The sequence below is a fragment of the Natronococcus amylolyticus DSM 10524 genome (assembly GCF_000337675.1).
Lineage (GTDB): Archaea > Halobacteriota > Halobacteria > Halobacteriales > Natrialbaceae > Natronococcus > Natronococcus amylolyticus.
Genome location: NZ_AOIB01000014.1, coordinates 210,123 through 226,817 on the forward strand (window position 1 = coordinate 210,123; position 16,695 = coordinate 226,817).

At 68.1% G+C, this 16,695-nt stretch carries 18 protein-coding genes; 9 read left to right on the forward strand and 9 right to left on the reverse strand.

The window, feature by feature from the left end; translation table 11 throughout:
- Window positions 1-2: 2 nt before the first annotated feature.
- From C491_RS05780 to C491_RS05790, 3 genes are all read right to left on the reverse strand, one after another.
- Entirely contained in the window at window positions 3-1,205 is a 1,203-nt protein-coding gene (locus C491_RS05780; RefSeq protein ID WP_005554478.1) for a nicotinate phosphoribosyltransferase, read from the reverse strand.
- 30 nt (window positions 1,206-1,235) lie between these two features.
- Window positions 1,236-2,720: an Hvo_1808 family surface protein gene (locus tag C491_RS05785; protein WP_049891498.1), complete on the reverse strand. Its 1,485-nt coding sequence runs from the start codon at window positions 2,718-2,720 to the stop codon at window positions 1,236-1,238.
- 77 nt (window positions 2,721-2,797) lie between these two features.
- On the reverse strand, window positions 2,798-4,444 hold the full coding sequence (locus C491_RS05790) for an Hvo_1808 family surface protein (protein ID WP_005554482.1): 1,647 nt from the start codon (window positions 4,442-4,444) through the stop codon (window positions 2,798-2,800).
- A gap of 86 nt (window positions 4,445-4,530) precedes the next feature.
- Here C491_RS05790 and C491_RS05795 point away from each other — a divergent pair, with 86 nt between their 5' ends.
- The 3 genes from C491_RS05795 to C491_RS23160 all read left to right on the forward strand — a co-directional run bounded on the left by C491_RS05795 (window position 4,531) and on the right by C491_RS23160 (window position 5,669).
- A complete protein-coding gene (locus C491_RS05795) occupies window positions 4,531-5,109 on the forward strand; it encodes a cysteine hydrolase family protein (protein ID WP_005554484.1) in 579 nt (192 codons plus the stop codon).
- 178 nt (window positions 5,110-5,287) lie between these two features.
- A complete protein-coding gene (locus C491_RS23155; protein ID WP_169331730.1) occupies window positions 5,288-5,449 on the forward strand; it encodes a hypothetical protein in 162 nt (53 codons plus the stop codon).
- A gap of 58 nt (window positions 5,450-5,507) precedes the next feature.
- Window positions 5,508-5,669, forward strand: a complete 162-nt coding sequence (locus C491_RS23160) for a hypothetical protein (protein WP_005554486.1) — start codon at window positions 5,508-5,510, stop codon at window positions 5,667-5,669.
- Here C491_RS23160 and C491_RS05800 read toward each other — a convergent pair.
- Complete coding sequence (locus tag C491_RS05800) at window positions 5,666-6,151, reverse strand: PaaI family thioesterase (RefSeq protein WP_049891500.1); 486 nt, start codon at window positions 6,149-6,151, stop codon at window positions 5,666-5,668. The genes C491_RS23160 and C491_RS05800 overlap by 4 nt on opposite strands.
- A gap of 140 nt (window positions 6,152-6,291) precedes the next feature.
- On the opposite strand from C491_RS05800, the gene C491_RS05805 reads away from it, so the two are divergent.
- Window positions 6,292-6,747: a DUF4385 domain-containing protein gene (locus C491_RS05805; RefSeq protein ID WP_049891519.1), complete on the forward strand. Its 456-nt coding sequence runs from the start codon at window positions 6,292-6,294 to the stop codon at window positions 6,745-6,747.
- 251 nt (window positions 6,748-6,998) lie between these two features.
- Here C491_RS05805 and C491_RS05810 read toward each other — a convergent pair whose 3' ends face one another.
- A complete protein-coding gene (locus C491_RS05810; RefSeq protein WP_005554490.1) occupies window positions 6,999-7,916 on the reverse strand; it encodes a hypothetical protein in 918 nt (305 codons plus the stop codon).
- 58 nt (window positions 7,917-7,974) lie between these two features.
- On the opposite strand from C491_RS05810, the gene C491_RS05815 reads away from it, so the two are divergent.
- Entirely contained in the window at window positions 7,975-8,670 is a 696-nt protein-coding gene (locus C491_RS05815) for a lipoyl protein ligase domain-containing protein (protein ID WP_005554491.1), read from the forward strand.
- 77 nt (window positions 8,671-8,747) lie between these two features.
- On the opposite strand, the gene C491_RS05820 is transcribed toward C491_RS05815, so the two are convergent.
- The gene (locus C491_RS05820; protein ID WP_005554492.1) at window positions 8,748-9,830 is read right to left on the reverse strand and encodes a hypothetical protein; all 1,083 of its coding nucleotides are present in this window, start codon (window positions 9,828-9,830) and stop codon (window positions 8,748-8,750) included.
- A 407-nt stretch (window positions 9,831-10,237) separates the two neighbouring features.
- Between C491_RS05820 and C491_RS05825 the strand changes: the two genes are divergently transcribed.
- Window positions 10,238-10,738, forward strand: coding sequence for a DUF7529 family protein (locus C491_RS05825; RefSeq protein WP_005554493.1), 501 nt, complete (start codon window positions 10,238-10,240; stop codon window positions 10,736-10,738).
- A gap of 4 nt (window positions 10,739-10,742) precedes the next feature.
- On the opposite strand, the gene C491_RS05830 is transcribed toward C491_RS05825, so the two are convergent.
- Entirely contained in the window at window positions 10,743-11,411 is a 669-nt protein-coding gene (locus C491_RS05830) for a DUF5806 family protein (RefSeq protein ID WP_005554495.1), read from the reverse strand.
- Between the two features lie 147 nt (window positions 11,412-11,558).
- On the opposite strand from C491_RS05830, the gene C491_RS05835 reads away from it, so the two are divergent.
- The 3 genes from C491_RS05835 to C491_RS05845 all read left to right on the forward strand — a co-directional run bounded on the left by C491_RS05835 (window position 11,559) and on the right by C491_RS05845 (window position 14,437).
- Window positions 11,559-12,695 carry a thiolase family protein gene (locus C491_RS05835; RefSeq protein ID WP_005554497.1) on the forward strand — a complete coding sequence of 379 codons (1,137 nt, stop codon included), beginning with the start codon at window positions 11,559-11,561 and terminating at the stop codon, window positions 12,693-12,695.
- Window positions 12,696-13,039: 344 nt separating this feature from the next.
- Window positions 13,040-14,041, forward strand: a complete 1,002-nt coding sequence (locus C491_RS05840; protein WP_193787528.1) for a M48 family metalloprotease — start codon at window positions 13,040-13,042, stop codon at window positions 14,039-14,041.
- Window positions 14,042-14,098: 57 nt separating this feature from the next.
- The gene (locus tag C491_RS05845; RefSeq protein WP_005554501.1) at window positions 14,099-14,437 is read left to right on the forward strand and encodes a hypothetical protein; all 339 of its coding nucleotides are present in this window, start codon (window positions 14,099-14,101) and stop codon (window positions 14,435-14,437) included.
- A 5-nt stretch (window positions 14,438-14,442) separates the two neighbouring features.
- Here the strand turns inward: C491_RS05845 and C491_RS05850 are convergent, their stop codons facing one another.
- Together C491_RS05850 and eutC are read right to left on the reverse strand one after the other, a co-directional pair.
- Complete coding sequence (locus C491_RS05850; protein ID WP_005554503.1) at window positions 14,443-15,891, reverse strand: ethanolamine ammonia-lyase reactivating factor EutA; 1,449 nt, start codon at window positions 15,889-15,891, stop codon at window positions 14,443-14,445.
- Between the two features lie 4 nt (window positions 15,892-15,895).
- The gene (gene eutC, locus C491_RS05855; protein ID WP_005554505.1) at window positions 15,896-16,693 is read right to left on the reverse strand and encodes an ethanolamine ammonia-lyase subunit EutC; all 798 of its coding nucleotides are present in this window, start codon (window positions 16,691-16,693) and stop codon (window positions 15,896-15,898) included.
- Between the last annotated feature and the right edge of the window lie 2 nt (window positions 16,694-16,695).

The window sequence follows — 16,695 nt, forward strand, 5'->3', positions numbered from 1 at the left end:
AGCTATCGAGTCCCGAATCCGACGGCGTCGGCGTCCGCCAGACAGCGCTCGCTGGCGGCCTCGAGGTCGAACTCTCGGACGATCTCGCCGTCCCGGACCAGCGGCTCGAGCAGCGCCTCGCCGTTCTCGGGCCCGTCGCGGTCGGCCAGCGCGACGTGGTGGCCGCCGTCTGCGGTCCGATACACCTCCTTTACGCCCGAGAGCTTGCCCCGTTTGGAGATCGGCTCGTACCGGTTTCCGGACTGCGTCCCGTCGCTCGAGGATCCGTCCGATTCCTCGCCGATCGCGACGATGTCGAGGCTGAAGTCGACCGAATCGGCCTCGGTGATGTGGCTGCCGACGCCGAAGCCGTCGGCGACGTCCCGCAGCTCGCGGATGTTCTCCGGACCGAGCCCGCCGCTGCAGAAGATGTCGACGTCCTCGCGGCCGCGCGCGTCGAGCTCCCAGCGCACCTCGCGGATGATGTGTCTGAAATCGCCCCGGCGGGAACCCGTGGTGTCGATCCGGACGCCGTCTAACTCTTCGCCGAGGGTCTCCGCTGCCAGCAGGCTCTCGCTTTTCTCGTCCCAGAAGGTGTCCGCGAGCGCGATCCGCGGCGTCTCGTCGGGGACGGCCTCGTCGAACGCCTGCCAGGCCTCGTCTTGATTCCCCTCGCCGAAACAGAACATGAGTGCGTGGGGCATCGTCCCGCCGGCCTCCCGACCGAGGATCTCGCCCGCGGCGACGTGGGAGAAGCCATCTAACCCCGCCAGCAGGGCGGCCCGTTCGACCGTCGCCGTGATCGCGGGGTGAACGTGGCGAGCACCGAAGGAGAGCACCGTCGCGTCGGGCGCGGCGAGCCGGGCCTCGAGCGCGGCCGTCGCGAAGCCGCTGGGCTGGGAGAGAAAGCCCAGCAGGGCGGTCTCGAGCTTGGCGAACTCGAGGTACGGACCCTCGATCCGCAGGACGGGGCCGCCGTCGAACAGCTGCCCGTCGGGGAGCGCATCGACGTCGACGTCGCGGCCCTCGAACAGCGTCGCGACGTCCTCGATGCCCGTGAAAACCTCGAAGGAGCCGGTCGGGAACTGGTCGGCCGTCACCTCGGCGACCACGCGGGGGTTCTTCCCCGCGTGCTCGAGGGTGGTCCGCGTTCGTTCGAAGTAGGCGTCCGTCGCGGTGCCCTCGAGGATCGCCTCCGAGGACACGATTCCGAACGGATTCGTCATACGGTCGGTTTCAGGCGGCGATCAGATAAGCTACCCGTCTGCCGGCGCGCTCGCGGTCGGCGGTTCGGAACCCGCAGACGGCGGGGAACTTACCGTCGGTGAGATGGGTGTCGCGGGCGACTCGGCCAGCCGATCGGCGCGCTCGAGCGAGGCCTCGGCCTCGATCGGATGGATCGCCTCGAGGTCGTCGATCGCGGGCGCGCCGACGATTTCGACCCGATCCCCGTCGACCGCGACGCGGTAGGCGCCGGCGAAGGGGTCCTCGTCGTCGATCAGGTAGGTGTCGGTGTCGACCCCGTCGACGGCCGCGTCGGGACCGTCGACCGGTTCGGCGTCGTTGGCCGCGAGCAGGTCGCGATAGGCGTCGGCGAACGCCTCCGCGTCGGCCTCGCTCTCCCAGGCGAGCGACCAGACGTGTGCCGTTTCGTTGTCCGGCCCCTCGTACACCCGGAACTCGTCGCCGGCCCAGCCGTCGGTCGCGGAGTCGGAGTAATTGTACGGCACCGGCTCGGTCCCGCCCTCGTCGATCGGGCGGTCGATCACGCCGTCGGCCCAGAGAGTTCCAAAGAGGGTCGCCTCGCCGACCGTCTCGGTTCGGGGTTCGCCGTCGCCGTCCGTCTCGAGTTCCCACTCCTCCGAGGAGCGATCCTCGAGATCGATCTCGACGGGTTCGTCGGGATAGCGCACCGGGTGGATCAGTTCGGAGGTAGTGGTCGGTCGCTCGTCGTGAGCGCGGTCGACGGCCTCCCAGCCGCCGGTCTCGTGGAGGTGGGAGACGAACGACGGCCCCTCGGCGTAGGGGACGTAGATCGAGAGGAAGAGGCCGACGTTGAACGGCTGCTCGGCGATCTCGGCCGTCGGTTCGGGTGGGTCGGCGAGGCAGTCCCACTCGCCATCGCAGCGCTGGTCGTACAGGTACGGCACGTAGTTCGCCTCGCCCTCGAGGACGCCCTCCTCGGCCCGTCGCTCGTCGAGCGTCTCGCCGTGGCGCTCGAGGCCGAAGCGCTGGTCCTGCAGGGCGTGGACGAGTTCGTGGACCAGCGTCCCGCGGTCGACCCGGAGCTCGTCGCTGCCGTCGGTTACGAGGACGATCCGATCGCTCGAGTAGTAGCCCTGCACCGAGTCGCCGTACAGGTCGTCGAGTTCGTGGTTGACGTCCGTCTCACCGTCGACGACGAACGCCCCCCGCCAGAGCTCGTTTTGGAACGCGGAGGCGTTCGCCGGCTCCTCGCGCTGCTCGCGGTACTCCTCGCGGCTGATCACCTCGAGTTCGACGTCGTGGTCGAAGGGGAGTCCCCGGATGACCTCGATCCGGGCCATCGACCGGTAGGTCGCGGCCTCGAGCTGTGACGCCGTCAGTCGGTCCTCGCCGTCGAACGCGAAGCTGTCGTCGTACGCGTAGTCGCCGATCTGCCCGAGTTCGCGGTCGTCGTCGAACTGATCCGGCGAGTAGGGAAGCGTACACCCCGACAGCACGACGAGCGCGACCACGGCCAGCAGTGCCCCCCGACGCATCGATGGCCCATTCGGCGGGAGGGAGAAAGCTCCGTCGCTCGGAACGGCGGGAAACCGGCCTGTGACTCGACCGCGGGCTACCGATTCGAGCGGACTCGAGCGACGGTCGCGACCGCGACGACGATTGCCGCCGCGACGACCGCAGCGGAGACGCCGAAGCCGGGAATCGAGTCGTCTTCGTCGCCGTCGTCGCTCGCCTCGGCATCGTCGTTCGCCTCGGGCTCCGGAGCGTTGTCGATCTCGATCGTATCCTCGCCCTCGGGCGCGGCACCGTCGTCGACGGCCGCAAGCTCCTCGACGGCGGGCGCGTTGACGATCGTCACCGTCTCGCCGTCGTGATCGACGTAGTAGGCGCCCGGGTACGAGTCGTCGATCACGTACGTGTCCTGACGGTCGTCGACGGCCTCGGCGTCCTGCAACTCGAGTTGCTGCTCGTAGCCCGCGAGGAACTGCTCGGCCTCCTCGCTCGAGGTCCACTCGGTCTCCCAGACGTAGCCGGCCCGATCGGCGGCCACAGTCGGCTCGTCGGTGTCGGCGTCGTCGGCGACGTAGGTGACGAGTTCGTCGCCGGCCCAGCCGTCGGTGTAGGGCTGATCGTAGTCGTACCCGCCGAGATCCGCCTCGAAGAACGCGTCGGGGCCGATCACCGACGGCTCGTCCGAGTCGTGGGCGTCGCCGGCGAACATCGAGACCAGCCCCGCCTCGCCGTACGTTTCTGCCGCGGGCTCGCCGTCGATCTCGAGCTGGCTCCAGCTCTCGTTCGATCGGTCCTCGACGTCGACCTCGGCGGGCTCGCGGTCCTCACCCGGTCGAATCACCTCGGAGGTGCTGGCCGGTGGGTCGTCGTAGGCCGCGTTGACGGCGTCCCAGTCCTCGCCCTGCTCGCGCAGGTGGTCGACGTAGTCGGGGCCGTCGCTGTAGGGCTGGAAGATCGACGCGTACAGCACCCAGTTCACGTCGGGCGGATCACTCGCGGCGTCGGCGGGCTCGAGGCAGTTCCACTCCTCGCCGCAGCGCTGTTCGTAGGCGGTCTCGACCCAGACCGCATCGCCCTCGATCAGTCCGTTCTTGGCGTTGTCCTGGTCGATCGTCTCGCGGTCGTAACTCGAGAGGTCGAACTGCTGGTCCTGCAGGGCGTGGAGGAGTTCGTGGCCGAGGATGGCCTCGTCGACCTCCGGCGTCTCGGCGCTGTCGGAGACGAGCACGACCTGGTTCGTCGCGGGCTCGTAGTAGCCGCCGACGGTGCCGCCGTACAGCGCCTCCTGGGCCTCGGTCGCGTCGGTCTCGCGGTCGACGGCGAACAGCGCCTCGGCGTTGACGTTCAACTGGATCCGCTCGTCGCCCGCTGTGTCGGCGAAGAGGTCGTCGTTGTCCGCCTCGAACTCCTCGCGGGAGATAACTTCGACGGGGACGTCGTCCTCGAAGGTCAGCCCCCGAATCTCCTCGACACGGGCCATCGACCGGTAGACGACCGCCTCGAGTTCGTCGTCCTCGACGACCGCGTCGTCATCGTCGTCGACCGCGAGCTCGTCGTCGTACCAGTAGCCTTCGACGTAGCCGACAGTTCCGTCGGTCGTCGGATCGTCCGCTCGGTCGGCCTCCGTCGTCTCGCCGATCGGTCCGAGTGAGAGCGCTCCGGGGACCGCGCCGCCGACGGCCGCGACCAACAGCAGTGCCGACACCGCGAGGAGGACGGCGGCCGTCCGCGTTCGCCTCGAGTTCATTTCAGGATACGAACCCGTAAGCGAGGGCGGATGAAAAGACCGACGGTCGGGCGAACGTTTAGTTGGTCGATCGCCTACGCTCGTGTATGCACCTCGATCCAGCGACCACCGCCGTCGTGGCGGTCGACATGCAAAACGCCTTCTGTCACCCCGACGGCTCGCTGTACGCGCCGGGCAGCGAGGACGCGATCGAACCGATCGCCGATCTCGTCCAACGAGCCCGCGAGGCCGACGCACAGGTGATCTACACCCGGGACGTCCACCCGCCCGAGCAGTTTGAGGAGAGCTACTACTACGACGAGTTCGACCAGTGGGGCGAACACGTCCTCGAGGACTCCTGGGACGCCGAACTCGTCGACGACCTCGAGGTTCGGAAGGAAGACCACGTCGTCGAAAAGCACACCTACGACGCCTTCTACAACACCGAACTCGAGGGCTGGCTGAACGCCCGCGGCATCCGTGATCTCGTCATCTGTGGCACGCTCGCCAACGTCTGCGTACTCCACACCGGCGGCAGCGCCGGCCTGCGAGATTTCCGTCCGATTATGGTCGAGGACTGTATCGGCTGTATCGAGCCCGACCACCGCGAGTACGCCCTGGAACACGCCGACTGGCTGTTCGGGGAGGTTCTCGAGAGTGCCGACCTCGAGTTCGACGCCGCGTAGGTGGCTCCCGCACCGAACCGCGAGCCGCCGACGGACGACGCCTCGAGGAGAGCGCTTTTGGTCTCTCCTTCGAACGATCCAGTATGAGCGTTTTCCGGCGGCGCGTCAGGACGCGAGCGATCGACCGACCCGGAGCGGCGACGTCGACCGCGGGCACCGCCCGCGGGAGGTGTCCGGAATGAAACGCCGCAACCTCCAGTTGCTGTACGCCGGCGGGATCGCGCTCAACGCGGTCGCGCTCATCGCCGCAGCCACCACCGGATCGACGCTGTACGCCGCGACGTTCGGCCTCGTGATCGTTTATCTCAGCGTTCGGTACTGGATGGTCAGCACGGATTGAGATAAAGCGACAACCCGTACAGCCCGACTCGTACCCGTTCGAGCGACGATGGAGACGTATGGAGTCGGTTCCCATTCACCTCGAGACCGCGATCTACGGGTACTTCCTGTTCGTCGCGGCCGTCGGCTGCTACCTTCACCTCCGGATCCGGGCGACCGCCCGATCGCGGACGGACGAGAGCGCGCGAGACGCCGAACGGCCCGACGGCTCGCCGCCCTAATCCTCCCGGAAGATCCGGTAGGAGCCCTGCCCGGTCGCGACGGCCTTCGTCTCGCCGTCGGGGGTCGTGCTCTCGACGGTGACCTCGCTGACCCCCACGGTCGAGCCCGCGCGGACGACCTCCGCGGTCGCCTCGAGGTCGCCCGTCGCCGGCCGGAGGTAGTTGACGTTCAGGTTGATCGTCGCGACGCCCGTCGAGAGCGGCTCCTCGAGCTGCGTCTGGATCGCGAAGCCGCCGACGGTGTCGATCAGGGTCGCGGCGATCCCGCCGTGGATGTCGGGTCGCTGGTCGGGACCCGCGTTCGGCCGGATGTTCGTGAGTTTCTCGTCGTAGGGGATCGACAGCGTCATCGTCCCGTTGTCGACGTCCTCGACGCTCGTTCCGATCCAGGAGAGGAACTCGTGGTTCTCGTCGATGTAGTTCTGGAGGAAGCGGCCGAGGTCGTCGATCTCCTCGGCCGAGTTCGGTGGGTCGTCGGTCATGTCACCTACTGGACCAGCGACGCTCTTTACGGCTGCGTTTCCCGGGTTCTCGGGTGCAGGGTGAGCGTTCATCCGGCTCGAGGGCGTCTCGAGGGTAATGAGCATCCTATCGACGGACGAGCGAAGCCGCGGTGATCGTCGTGGGTGACGGTTCCGACGACTCCGGCGGCCCCGAGTACGACACTGACTTTCGCGAGAATCCCGACGAGTACGAGATCGGGCGCGGCGAGGAAGGCGTGTTCAAAGTCGAGCCCTACAAGAGCGAACTGCTGCCGCTGTGGTCGTACAAAGAGGAGGAGAGCGCTCGAGAGTCCGCCGAAGCGATCTACGAGCGCTACGAGAAGTACCGCGAGAACGACGAGTTTCCGGGGATGGACATGGCCCGGAAGTACCTCCAGATGGGGTACACGCGGGCGATGCGCTACGCGAAGTACTCCGGCGGGACGAAGTACGGCGACGACGGGGAGGAACTCGAGCCCGAGCAGTGGGCCGACGAGGAGAAACGCGAGGCCGCCCTCGTCTTCGAGGAGTATTGGGAGCGCGTTCGCGAGGACGAACGCTATCGGAACGCCAAGGAGCGACACCGCGATCAGTAGACTCCGATCGCTACTGTTCTCCGACCCGCGTTCGCCACTTTTCTCCGACCCGTATTATCGTCGCACTCGAGTGCGAGCAGTGAGCGAGGCGTTTCAACGACTGCTGTCGCTTCTCTCCTCTCGAGGCGTCGCTCCCTTTGCGATGAGTTCACCAGTACTGCTGTCCGTGCTGTCCGGTGGGCCCGATCACCTCATCATCTCTTCATCGCCGTCCTGCTGTTCGGCTCGACGAAGCTGCCGTGACACGCCCGCTACGGATCCGGACGGACGGAGACGGCGACGTGGTCGCCGATCTCGAGATCCACGTCCGGGCAGATCAGCTTCGCCCCGAAGTTGGCGTCGCGGGCGCAAAACAGCGAGAGGCCAGTGACCGGCTCGTCGTTCGCGAGAACCGTCACGTCGTCCCAGGCGATCGTCCGCCCATCGACGGCCCCGAGGCGGTCGCCGTTCAGGGAGACGGCTCCCGTAGCGGACCCCTCGAGCCCGAGCAGGCCGCCGCCGTCGTAGTGGGGGAGCCCGCCGTCGAGGACGCCACCGTCGAAACGGTGCTCCGACAGGGCTCGCTCCGTCCCGCTCGGGTCACCGCCGTCGGCCGCGACGCCGATGAACCTCGAGCCGGGATCGGGGTGGGTCGGCGCGTCCAGTACGGCGTAGGTCTCGCCCGTCGCGACGACCCGACCGGTGCCGTCCCAGGCGAGGGGTTCGATCTCGACGCCGGGCTCGAGCGGGAGCGAGCCCGACGCCCGGTAGGGGTTCTGCTCCGATTCCCGAAACCCGACGTGGAGATGGTTGTCGACCCAGGGCGCGAAGAAGCCGGCGCGAACCAGGGTGCCGAGCGACTCCCCCGCCGCGATGCGGTCCCCGCTCGAGACACTCGGCTCGACGTGGAGGATACGGGCCGTCAGCCCCTCGAGTTCGTCGGGGCCGTCGCAGTCGATCACGATCAGGTGGTCGTGTTCGGGGGCGTACGGTTTCGGCGGTGCGCGGACGGTGCGGGTCTCCCGGACGACGCCGGAGACGGGACTGGGCGCGACGGTTGTCCGACCGTCCCGCAGGGTACCGGGGTACAGATCGACCGCACAGCCGCCGTCGTGGGCGCGGTACGGCGAGTTGTACAGCGAGAACCGCTTGTAGCGGGTGAGCAGCGCGTCGGGGAGAGTGACGGCCATCTGTCGCCTGCGAGTCGGGAGCGGGAGCGTTTAGACCCATCGACCCGAACGCCGGGACATGCGTGTGTTCCGGGGCCGAGCGGGGACAATCGAAGCCGACCGTGAGGCGAGCGAGCGCCTCCTCGAGGTCGCCGCGGACGGCGAGCCCGCCGTTCGGGTCTGGACGCCCCATCGGCAGGTCGCCTTCGGGCGCCGAGATAGCCGACTCGAGGGGTACGAGCGGGCCCGCGAGGCCGCCCGCGAGCGGGCGTTCCCGCCGATCGAGCGCAGCGTGGGCGGACGGGCGGTCGCCTACGACGGCGAAACGACGCTGGCGTTCGCCCGCGCCGAGCCCATCGAGGACTTCCGACGCGGCACCGACGAGCGCTACGAGCGACTGACGGCGGACGTAGCCCGCTCGCTCGAAAAGATGGACGTCGGCCTCGAGCGCGGCGAGCCCGACGACTCGTTCTGTCCGGGCGCCCACTCGCTGTCGACGGCGGACGCTGCGGGGCTCCGGAAGGTAGTCGGCATCGCCCAGCGGGTCCGCCAGGACGCGGCGCTGGTCTCGGGGATCCTCGTCGTCGACGGCCGCGAGGAGCTGGCAAGGGTTCTCGAGGCGGTCTACGGCGCGCTCGGGGTGCCGTTCGACCCCGACAGCGTCGGTAGCATCGCCCGTGCTTCCGGCGAGGACGACCCGACGACGATCGCGCGAGCGATCGAGGACGGGCTGGTCGGCGATCGCGATCCGGCGATCGTCGAGGTCGGCAAGTAGTCGGTCCGAGCGTCCGGATGAGGTGTCGATCGTGTGATATTCGAGCGCGATCGATCGACTCGCGTCCCGTGAACGCGCTACGGACAGGTGTCGGAGTCCGAGGCGTCCGAGTCGGATTCGCTCTCGGGCGTCTCGGAGCCGTCGGTTCCGGAGTCGTCGTCGGTTCCGGAGTCGTCGTCGGTCTCGGAGCCGTCGTCGGAGCCGAACGTCCCACCAAGGGCCATCGAGTGGTCGTCGTAGTAGGCGTAGAGAGTCGTCGGGGCCGTGTAGCTGCCGCCGTAGTGACCGACGGGACCGGTGGTGTCGACGGCGTTGTCCGTCCGATCGGTGGTAAACCGGAAGTTCTCGCGCTCGTAGACGGGATCGCCATCGAGCCAGTAGCGAACGACGCCGTCGGCGTTCGGCTCGCCGCCGCTGACCGTGTTCACGCGGACGTAGTACTCGAACTCGTACCACTGGCCCGGAACGATCTCGGGCTGTGCGAGCGCGTACTCCTCGCCGTCGACGATGTAGTCGTGGTCTCCATACTCCTCGTCACCTCCGTCCATGTGGTACGTGTTCGAGAGGAGGTGGTACGGTCCCTCGGGGTCGGTATCTCGAGTGGAGACGTACATCCGGTTGCTCCAGCCGTTGGTTCCGTCGGGGTCGCCGCCACCGGCGCTGCCCTCGCCGCGCGCGATGGCGCAGTTCCACAGCCGACAGACCGCCAGCTCGCGGTCGTCCATCGTCCAGTCGGAACCGAGGGAGAAGCTGACGCGGCCGTTGAGCTCGAGCAGCCCGTCCTCGAAGTCGTAGTGGGTGCTCACCCCCCAGTTGTCGCCTTCCTGGAATCGCATCTCCAGGGCCGTGCTTCCGGAGACGGTCGGGCTGGACACGAAGCCGAGGTTCTCGGGGTCGCCGTTGGACACCCGGTAGAGTTCCTCCCAGTCGTCGTGTGCGTCGTAGTCGAGGTGGATGATCTCGTCCGGGTTGCCGGAGTTCGCTGCCGCAGTGTCGGTCCCAACACCCGCGAGGCCGAGCAACCCGCCGGCACCCAGGAGGCCGCCCGTGCGAATGGTCTGTCGCCTGGAGAGACTGAAACCGGTCGTCCCCTCGGTGGTGTCGTTCCCCTGCGTGGATCCTGTTGACGGCTCGTCCGGATCGAAACTGTTCGTTGGCATTCCAAATCTGTCTGATATGTCGGCCGTCATAGTATCGAACTCGCTACCGAGCGAGCGGTCTACTCAAATATCTCCTGAGTAGCAGTATCGGCAGAAAAACGGAACTAAGGACGGCACAATCGCCCCCGCCACTGATCGCCGACGCGACGAGCGCAGTCGCGATCCCGCCGAAACACCCCGTGTCGTATTTTTCCACCGAGTCTCGAGGGGCGAAAACGGCCCATACTCGAGCGCTCCGATCGTTGCACCGATGGGATCGGGAGAAACCGCCACCTTCCGGTCGGCGGCCGATCCCGGAAACCGAAGCGCCTCGAGGAGCGACGGGCGCCGGCTCAAGCCGTGACAACGCTTTTCCGGCCAGCAGTGGGGAACTCGAGTATGACTACCCGACGCTCGGAGGATCCACGATGAACGACGGGGTGAACCCGACCACGACGCCCGAGTGGGAGGAGCTGATCGCAGACGCCGATGGAATCGCCGCAGAGTACCGCGAGAACGGCTGGGACGCGGTCGCCCTCGAGCCGATCGACGTGACGCCGGTCGAGCGGGGGGACCAGTCGGGGCTCGACGTCACGATCGCGGAGTCGGCGTACGACCGCGTCGCGGATCTCGTCGGCAGCGACGACGTCTCGTTCGGGGACGCCGAGGTGTACTACCGACCCGCCGAGGGCGAGGACCAGCGGTTCGCCCTGGTCGTCGAGCGCGACGAGCACAGCGAGAGCGCCGTCCTCGTGCCGGTGACCTATGCGCTCTCGGAATCCCGTGCGGTCTTCGAACGCGCGCTACACGAGGAGGAACTCCATATTCACGTCCGCCCCGAGGCCGCCGACGAGTGGGTCGTCTTCTCCCACGACGATCCGTCGCTGTTCCTCGAGGAGTCGGACGTTCGCGAGTGGAACGACGAGTAGGCCGTTACTCCTCGTCGGTCTCTCGGTCGCGAAGCTCCTCGCTCGCCTCTCGGACCTCGCGCATCACCGTCGAGATCCGTTCCTCGGCCTCGAGTTCGTCGTCGACCGAGAGGTCGACGCCCTCGACCTCGAGGAGGAACTTCGCGACCTCCGTGGACTCGTACATCACGTCGTCGAGCTCCTCGGCGGTGAAGAAGTCACACATCGCGCCGTAGAGAAAGGTTGCGCCGGCCATGCGGACCTTCTCCTCGAAGGAGGCTCGAGCCTGGTTGACCGCCTGGGGCGTGTAGGTGTCGGTCATGAACGGAACCAGCTCGGGCAGGTTCTCGCCGATCTTGGTCATCTCGACGCCCGTCTCGGTCCGGAAGTCCGAACAGAGCCGCGCGATAGCCCACTCGCGGGCGGTGATGTACGTTCGATCGCGCAGGAACTCGTTGACCCGCTCGTACTGGGCGCCGTCCATCTTCTTGAAGCGGGCGTACTTCTGTACATCCGCTGGGACGTTCGACTCCTCGGGTTCGGGGTCGGGAACGTTCGGCATCGGGTTCTCACCGGCGGAGTCGTCGGCGGCTGCCGCGTCGCCGGCGTCGGCTGGATCGCGCTCGTCTCCATCGGAGCCGTCGGTCCGGGCGTCCTCGGCCTCGAGCCCGGCATCCGCACCGTCGTCGTTCATGGCCGCGTATTGCCAGCTACTCGGGATAAGCGTTGTTCTCGAGGCGCCTCGATATCCTCCCCGGACTAAAAGCGGACCATCGTAAACTCCGCTCGCGTCCTCGAGAGTTCTGTCGAATTTAAGTTCGTGAGGAATGTTCGATACGGTATGTCACAGACTCCGGTCGTCGCCAAGGCGGTACGAACCCCCCAGGGGAAAGAGGACGGCGTCTTCGCCGACGTGCGAAGCGAGGACCTCTCCGTCGCACTGATCGACGAGATCCTCGCCGAAACCGGTCTCTCCGGCGAGGACGTCGACGACCTGATGTGGGGCTGCGCCCAGCAACGCGGCGAGCAGGGGAACAACCTGGCCCGCGTCATCGCCCTCCTCTCGGAGCTTGGCGAGGACGTCCCCGGGACGACGATCAACCGCTGGTGTGCCTCTTCGATGCAGGCCGTCATCTCGGCGTCGGACGCGATCGCCGCGGGCAACCGCGACGCGATCATCGCCGGCGGCGTCGAGAACATGTCCCGCGTCCCGATGGGCGAGAACACCCACAACGTCCACCCGAGGATGGCCGAGTACTACAACATCGGCGAGCTCCAGATGGGGATGACCGCCGAGAAGGTCGCCGAGGAGTACGGCGTCAGCCGCGAGGAACAAGACGAGTACGCCGCCAGAAGCCAGCAGCGGGCTACCGAAGCGACCGAAGAAGGACGGTTCGACGACGAGATCGTCCCGATCGAGACCGACGACGGGACGGTCGACGAGGACCAGGGTATTCGGCCGGGTACGACCGCCGAAAAGCTCGCCGAGCTGCCCACGGTGTTCAAATCCGACGGCACCGTCACGCCGGGCAACGCCTCCCAGATCTCCGACGGCGCCTCCGCCCTGCTGATCACCAGCGGGGCCTTCGCCGAGGAACACGACCTCGAGATCCTCGCCGAGGTCGGCCAGAACAACGTCGCCGGCGTCGATCCCACGGTGATGGGGATCGGCCCAGTGCCCGCGACGGAGGGGCTGCTCGAGCGCAACGGCCGCGACATCGAGGAGTACGACCTCGTCGAGCTCAACGAGGCCTTCGCCAGCCAGTCGATCTACTCCCGCGACGAGCTCGGGATCGACCCCGAGAAGTTCAACGTCAACGGCGGGGCGATCGCGATCGGGCACCCGCTGGGGGCCTCCGGCGCGCGCCTGCCCGTGACGCTGATCCACGAACTCGGAAAGCGCGGCGGCGGCAGCGGCCTGGCGACGCTGTGTGTCGGCTTCGGCCAGGGTGCGGCGATCGAGTTCGAAGTCAACTGAGGCGCGGTTCGGAGCGAGCGCGGTTCGGAGCGAACGAAGTGAGCGAGAACCGCGGATGCGAACGGGGAGGAACGACCCGTGAGCGAACGAAGTGAGTGAGAACCGCGGGGCGAGCGGGGAGCGCAAACGACCCGCGAGCGGCCGATCAGTCCGGGCCTTTTGATCCAGATTTTGCGAGGCCGCTCGCACAGCGAGCAACCGACGACGAAGACGGATCGTGTCGCAGCCATCGAGGCGATCGGCGGCACCACCAGAACGTATTTGTTTTCTTACCCATCTACTGCAGGTATGGTCTCATCGCGCTCGTTATCGCCTTCTACTCCATCCTCGCTTTCTCCCCGTCGATGACGGCGGTGGATCGGCGAACGCTCCGGTGGCGGATGCTCGCGTCGCTCGCACTGCTCGTGCTCGTCACGGTCGGCTTCGTCGTCGGTGTCTGGGGCGCGTTCTACCTCGTTCTCGTCTCGTTCGAGGCCGACGGGGCGGCACTGATCGCGTCGGTAGCGAGCGGCGTTCTCCTGGCCTCTCTCGTCGGTCTCGAGTTCATCCAGGTATCGACAGTCGAGCGGTTCGCGGGCGCCACGCCGGTCGATCGCGACGAGAGGCCGGAGTTGTACCGGACGACGACGCGCGTCGCCTCCCAGCTCGACGTCCCGGTCCCGACGATCGCGATCTCCGACAGTCCCGCACCCGAAGCGCTGGTCGTCGGCTTCCGGCGCGACGGGATCCACCTGGTGCTCTCCGAGGGGACGATCGACGCGCTCGACGACGCCGAGCTCGAGGCGGTGATCGCACACGAGCTGGCACACGTACGGAACAGGGATGCGACGGTGATGACGGCGGTTTCGGCCCCGGTGGTGCTCGCGGCGGGACTGCGGACGCGCCTTCCCGATCCGAACGATGCCGGGATGGCCGCAGTCGTGGTACTCCCGCTGGCGCTCGTCTCGAACGTCGCGTGGATCGCCGGTCGAACGATCACCGCCGTGCTCGCTCGCGTTCGCGAACACGCCGCCGACCGGGCGGCCGCCGAGGTAACCGGGTCGCCCGCGACGCTCGCGAGCGCGCTCGAGACCCTCGACGAGCGGATCGAGGCGACGCCGACCCGGGACCTCAGGTCGGTCGAGGGCGTCTCCGCGCTGTCGATCCTTCCGCTCGAGCGCGATCCCGACAGTCGAGCGGTTCGGCTCGGTCCGGACGGCGAGACCGAGCCCTCGCACCTGTGGTTCGATCGCCTCAAGTGGCGGCTGTTCGTGACGCATCCGCCGACGGCCGACAGACTCGAGTCGCTGCGATCGCTCGAGCGCGGGCACCACCGGGGTGACGAACGGGAGCCGACGGCAGCATAGGGGAGCTACGGCGATCCGGACAGGCGATTTACATCGGTCGAGCCCCTACGGTGTTCAATGAGCAACATCTTGCTGGCGGCGATCATCGGCATTCCGCTCGCCTGGCACCTCGGAATCACCGCGTTCGTCTACTACGATTCCGGTCGCGTCGGCCTCGAGCCGACGCGGAAGTGGGTCGCGATCACCTTCGCCATCCCGATCTTCGGCTTCTTCATCTACCTCTTCGAGCGCAGCGAGCTCGACTACGACCCTGAAAGCGACCCCTACAAGGATCACAACTACAACATCCATCCCTCGAGGGCCGACGACGCGCCGCTGCCCTCGCGAGGCGACGACCGGGAGGGGCCGGACGACCTCGAGGGACCGGACGGGTCGGACTCCGAGCGGGAGCGGTAGCGACGTCAGAACGCGAGCGTCTTGACGACGACGGGAACACTGTCGTGGCCCGAGATCGGCTCGCCGACGTCGAGGTAGTCGCCGTCCTGGACAGCGAGTTCGTCGAGCGCGACGAGGGGACGATCGCTGCGGCGCTCGAGGAGCTGTCCCAGCGCCTTCGCGCAGTTCTGGCGAACCACGACGACGATCGGGAGCGAGGGGGGCAACGGCTCGAGCGCCGACGCGAGCGCGTCCGCCACCGAACCCAGCCGCTCGTACTCGAGCGGGCCGACGTCCGCGACCGCGAGGGCGACGGCGTCGAGATCGTGGAGGTCGTGGAGTTCCCGAAGCCGTGCGACTGTAGCCTCGAGTCGATCGCGAAGACGGCTCTCCTCGAGGTCCGCGAGGTCGCCGACGTCGGCGACCGGAACGTTCCGGAGCGGCAGCAGGTCGGGCTCGATCGAGATCGTCCGCCCGCTGAGCGTCGTCGACTCCGTCCCGGCGCCGACGACGGTCGCCCGCAGGTCCTCCGCGGACTCGAGAACGGGCCAGGATCGCACCCGCTCGTGTTCGCGCAGCGCGGCCGCGAGCAGTCCTCCGAGATCGCCGTGGGCGAACGGGTCGGCCGGCGGCGAGTCGACGAGCAGGCCGACGCCGCCGCTGAAGACGACGCCGTCGAGGGAGACGGGTTCGGTCGGGAGTTCGCCGATCGCCAACTCGCGCGTGAGACGGTCAAACGGCGGTCCCTCGAGCAGGTCGACGATCCGGTCAGCCATCGCCTCCGCGAGCGCAGCGAGCAGTTCGCCATCGGGTTCGTCGCCGACCGCGATTGGGAACTCGAGTGCCTCGGCGAGCACTTCGGCGGGCGGTGAGATCGAGCCGATTCGTCCGTCGTCGTCGAATCGGACCAGTCGCCCGCCGACGTCGAGACAGCGCGTCTCCCGAACCCGGCTTCCGCCTCGCTTGCGGCCGTCGGATCCCCCCTCGAAGATCGCGACGTTTGTCGTTCCGCCGCCGACGTCGACGTTGGCGACGGTTCCGCCCGTTTCGGCGGCGTGGGCTGCTGCACCGGAGCCCCGACCCGCGAGCACCGCCTCGAGATCCGCGCCGGCCGTCGCGGCCACGAACCGACCCGCGTCGGCGGCGACCTGATGGACGAGCGGTTCGGCGTTCTCTCGACGGGCGGTCTCGCCGGTGACGATCACCGCGCCCGTGTCGACGGTCGCGGGCTCGAGCCCGGCCGCCTCGAGGTCGCGTTTGACGAACGCGGCGACCCCCCCGACGTCGATCGTCTCGCGATCGAGCAGCGGCGTCTCGCGGACCGGACCTCGGAAGACGACCTCGCGGTCGGCGATCTCGGGGCTCGCCGCCCCGCCGGGTGGCGTCTCGACCTGCAGGCGGCTGACGATGGTGTGGGTCGTGGTCGTCCCGACGTCGACGCCGACGCTCGTCAGCGACTCCGGATCGGCGGTCACGAGCTCACTCCGTCCGGAACTCGCGGTCGTCCTCGCGGAGGTCGACCCCGCTTGCCTCGGCGTCGAGCATCTCCGCGATCAGGTCGACGAGCTCGGCGCCGGCCTCGACCGGCGGGAGCCCGCCGTCGTGGATGTTCGAGACGACCGACTTCTTCGCCGTCGCCGAGCCGCGCTCGGGGCCGTACACCAGATAGGCGCTCAGGCTCTCGGCGGTCCGGAGCCCGGGCCGTTCGCCGATGAGGTTGACACAGCAGTCGGCCTCGAGCTCCTCGCCGACGGCGTCCATCACGTCGACGCGACCGGACTCGACGAAGACGGGCGTGCCGACCGAGATCCCGCGAGCCTCGAGCCCGTCGAGCAGCGCCGGCAAGAGCTGCGGGACGTTCGCCTCGACGGCCGACGAGGAGAGCCCGTCGCTGACCACGAGCTGGACCTCCGGTGCGGGCTCGCAGTCGCGCTCGAGTCGCTCGAGGCTGTCGGCGTCGAGTTCCCGCCCGAGGTCGGGACGGGCGAGGTACTGGTCCGTGTCCGCAACCCTCGTCCGGAGCCGTACTAGCCCGAACTCCTTGAGCAGGTCGTCGCTCACCCGCGAGTGGACTGCGTCGCGGGCGACGCCGTGGTCGGCCCGGAACTCGAGTAACGCCTCGGTGGTCGGCCGCGGGCCGGATCGGCCGACGCCGAGTCTGGTGGGGTTGCGGTCGGCGATGCGCCGGAGCGCATCCTCGTCTCCACGGTCGGCGTCGTCACTGGTGGTCGGTTCGGGCGGTTCCGCATCGGCGTCGGGGTTCGAGTCGGATGCCATAG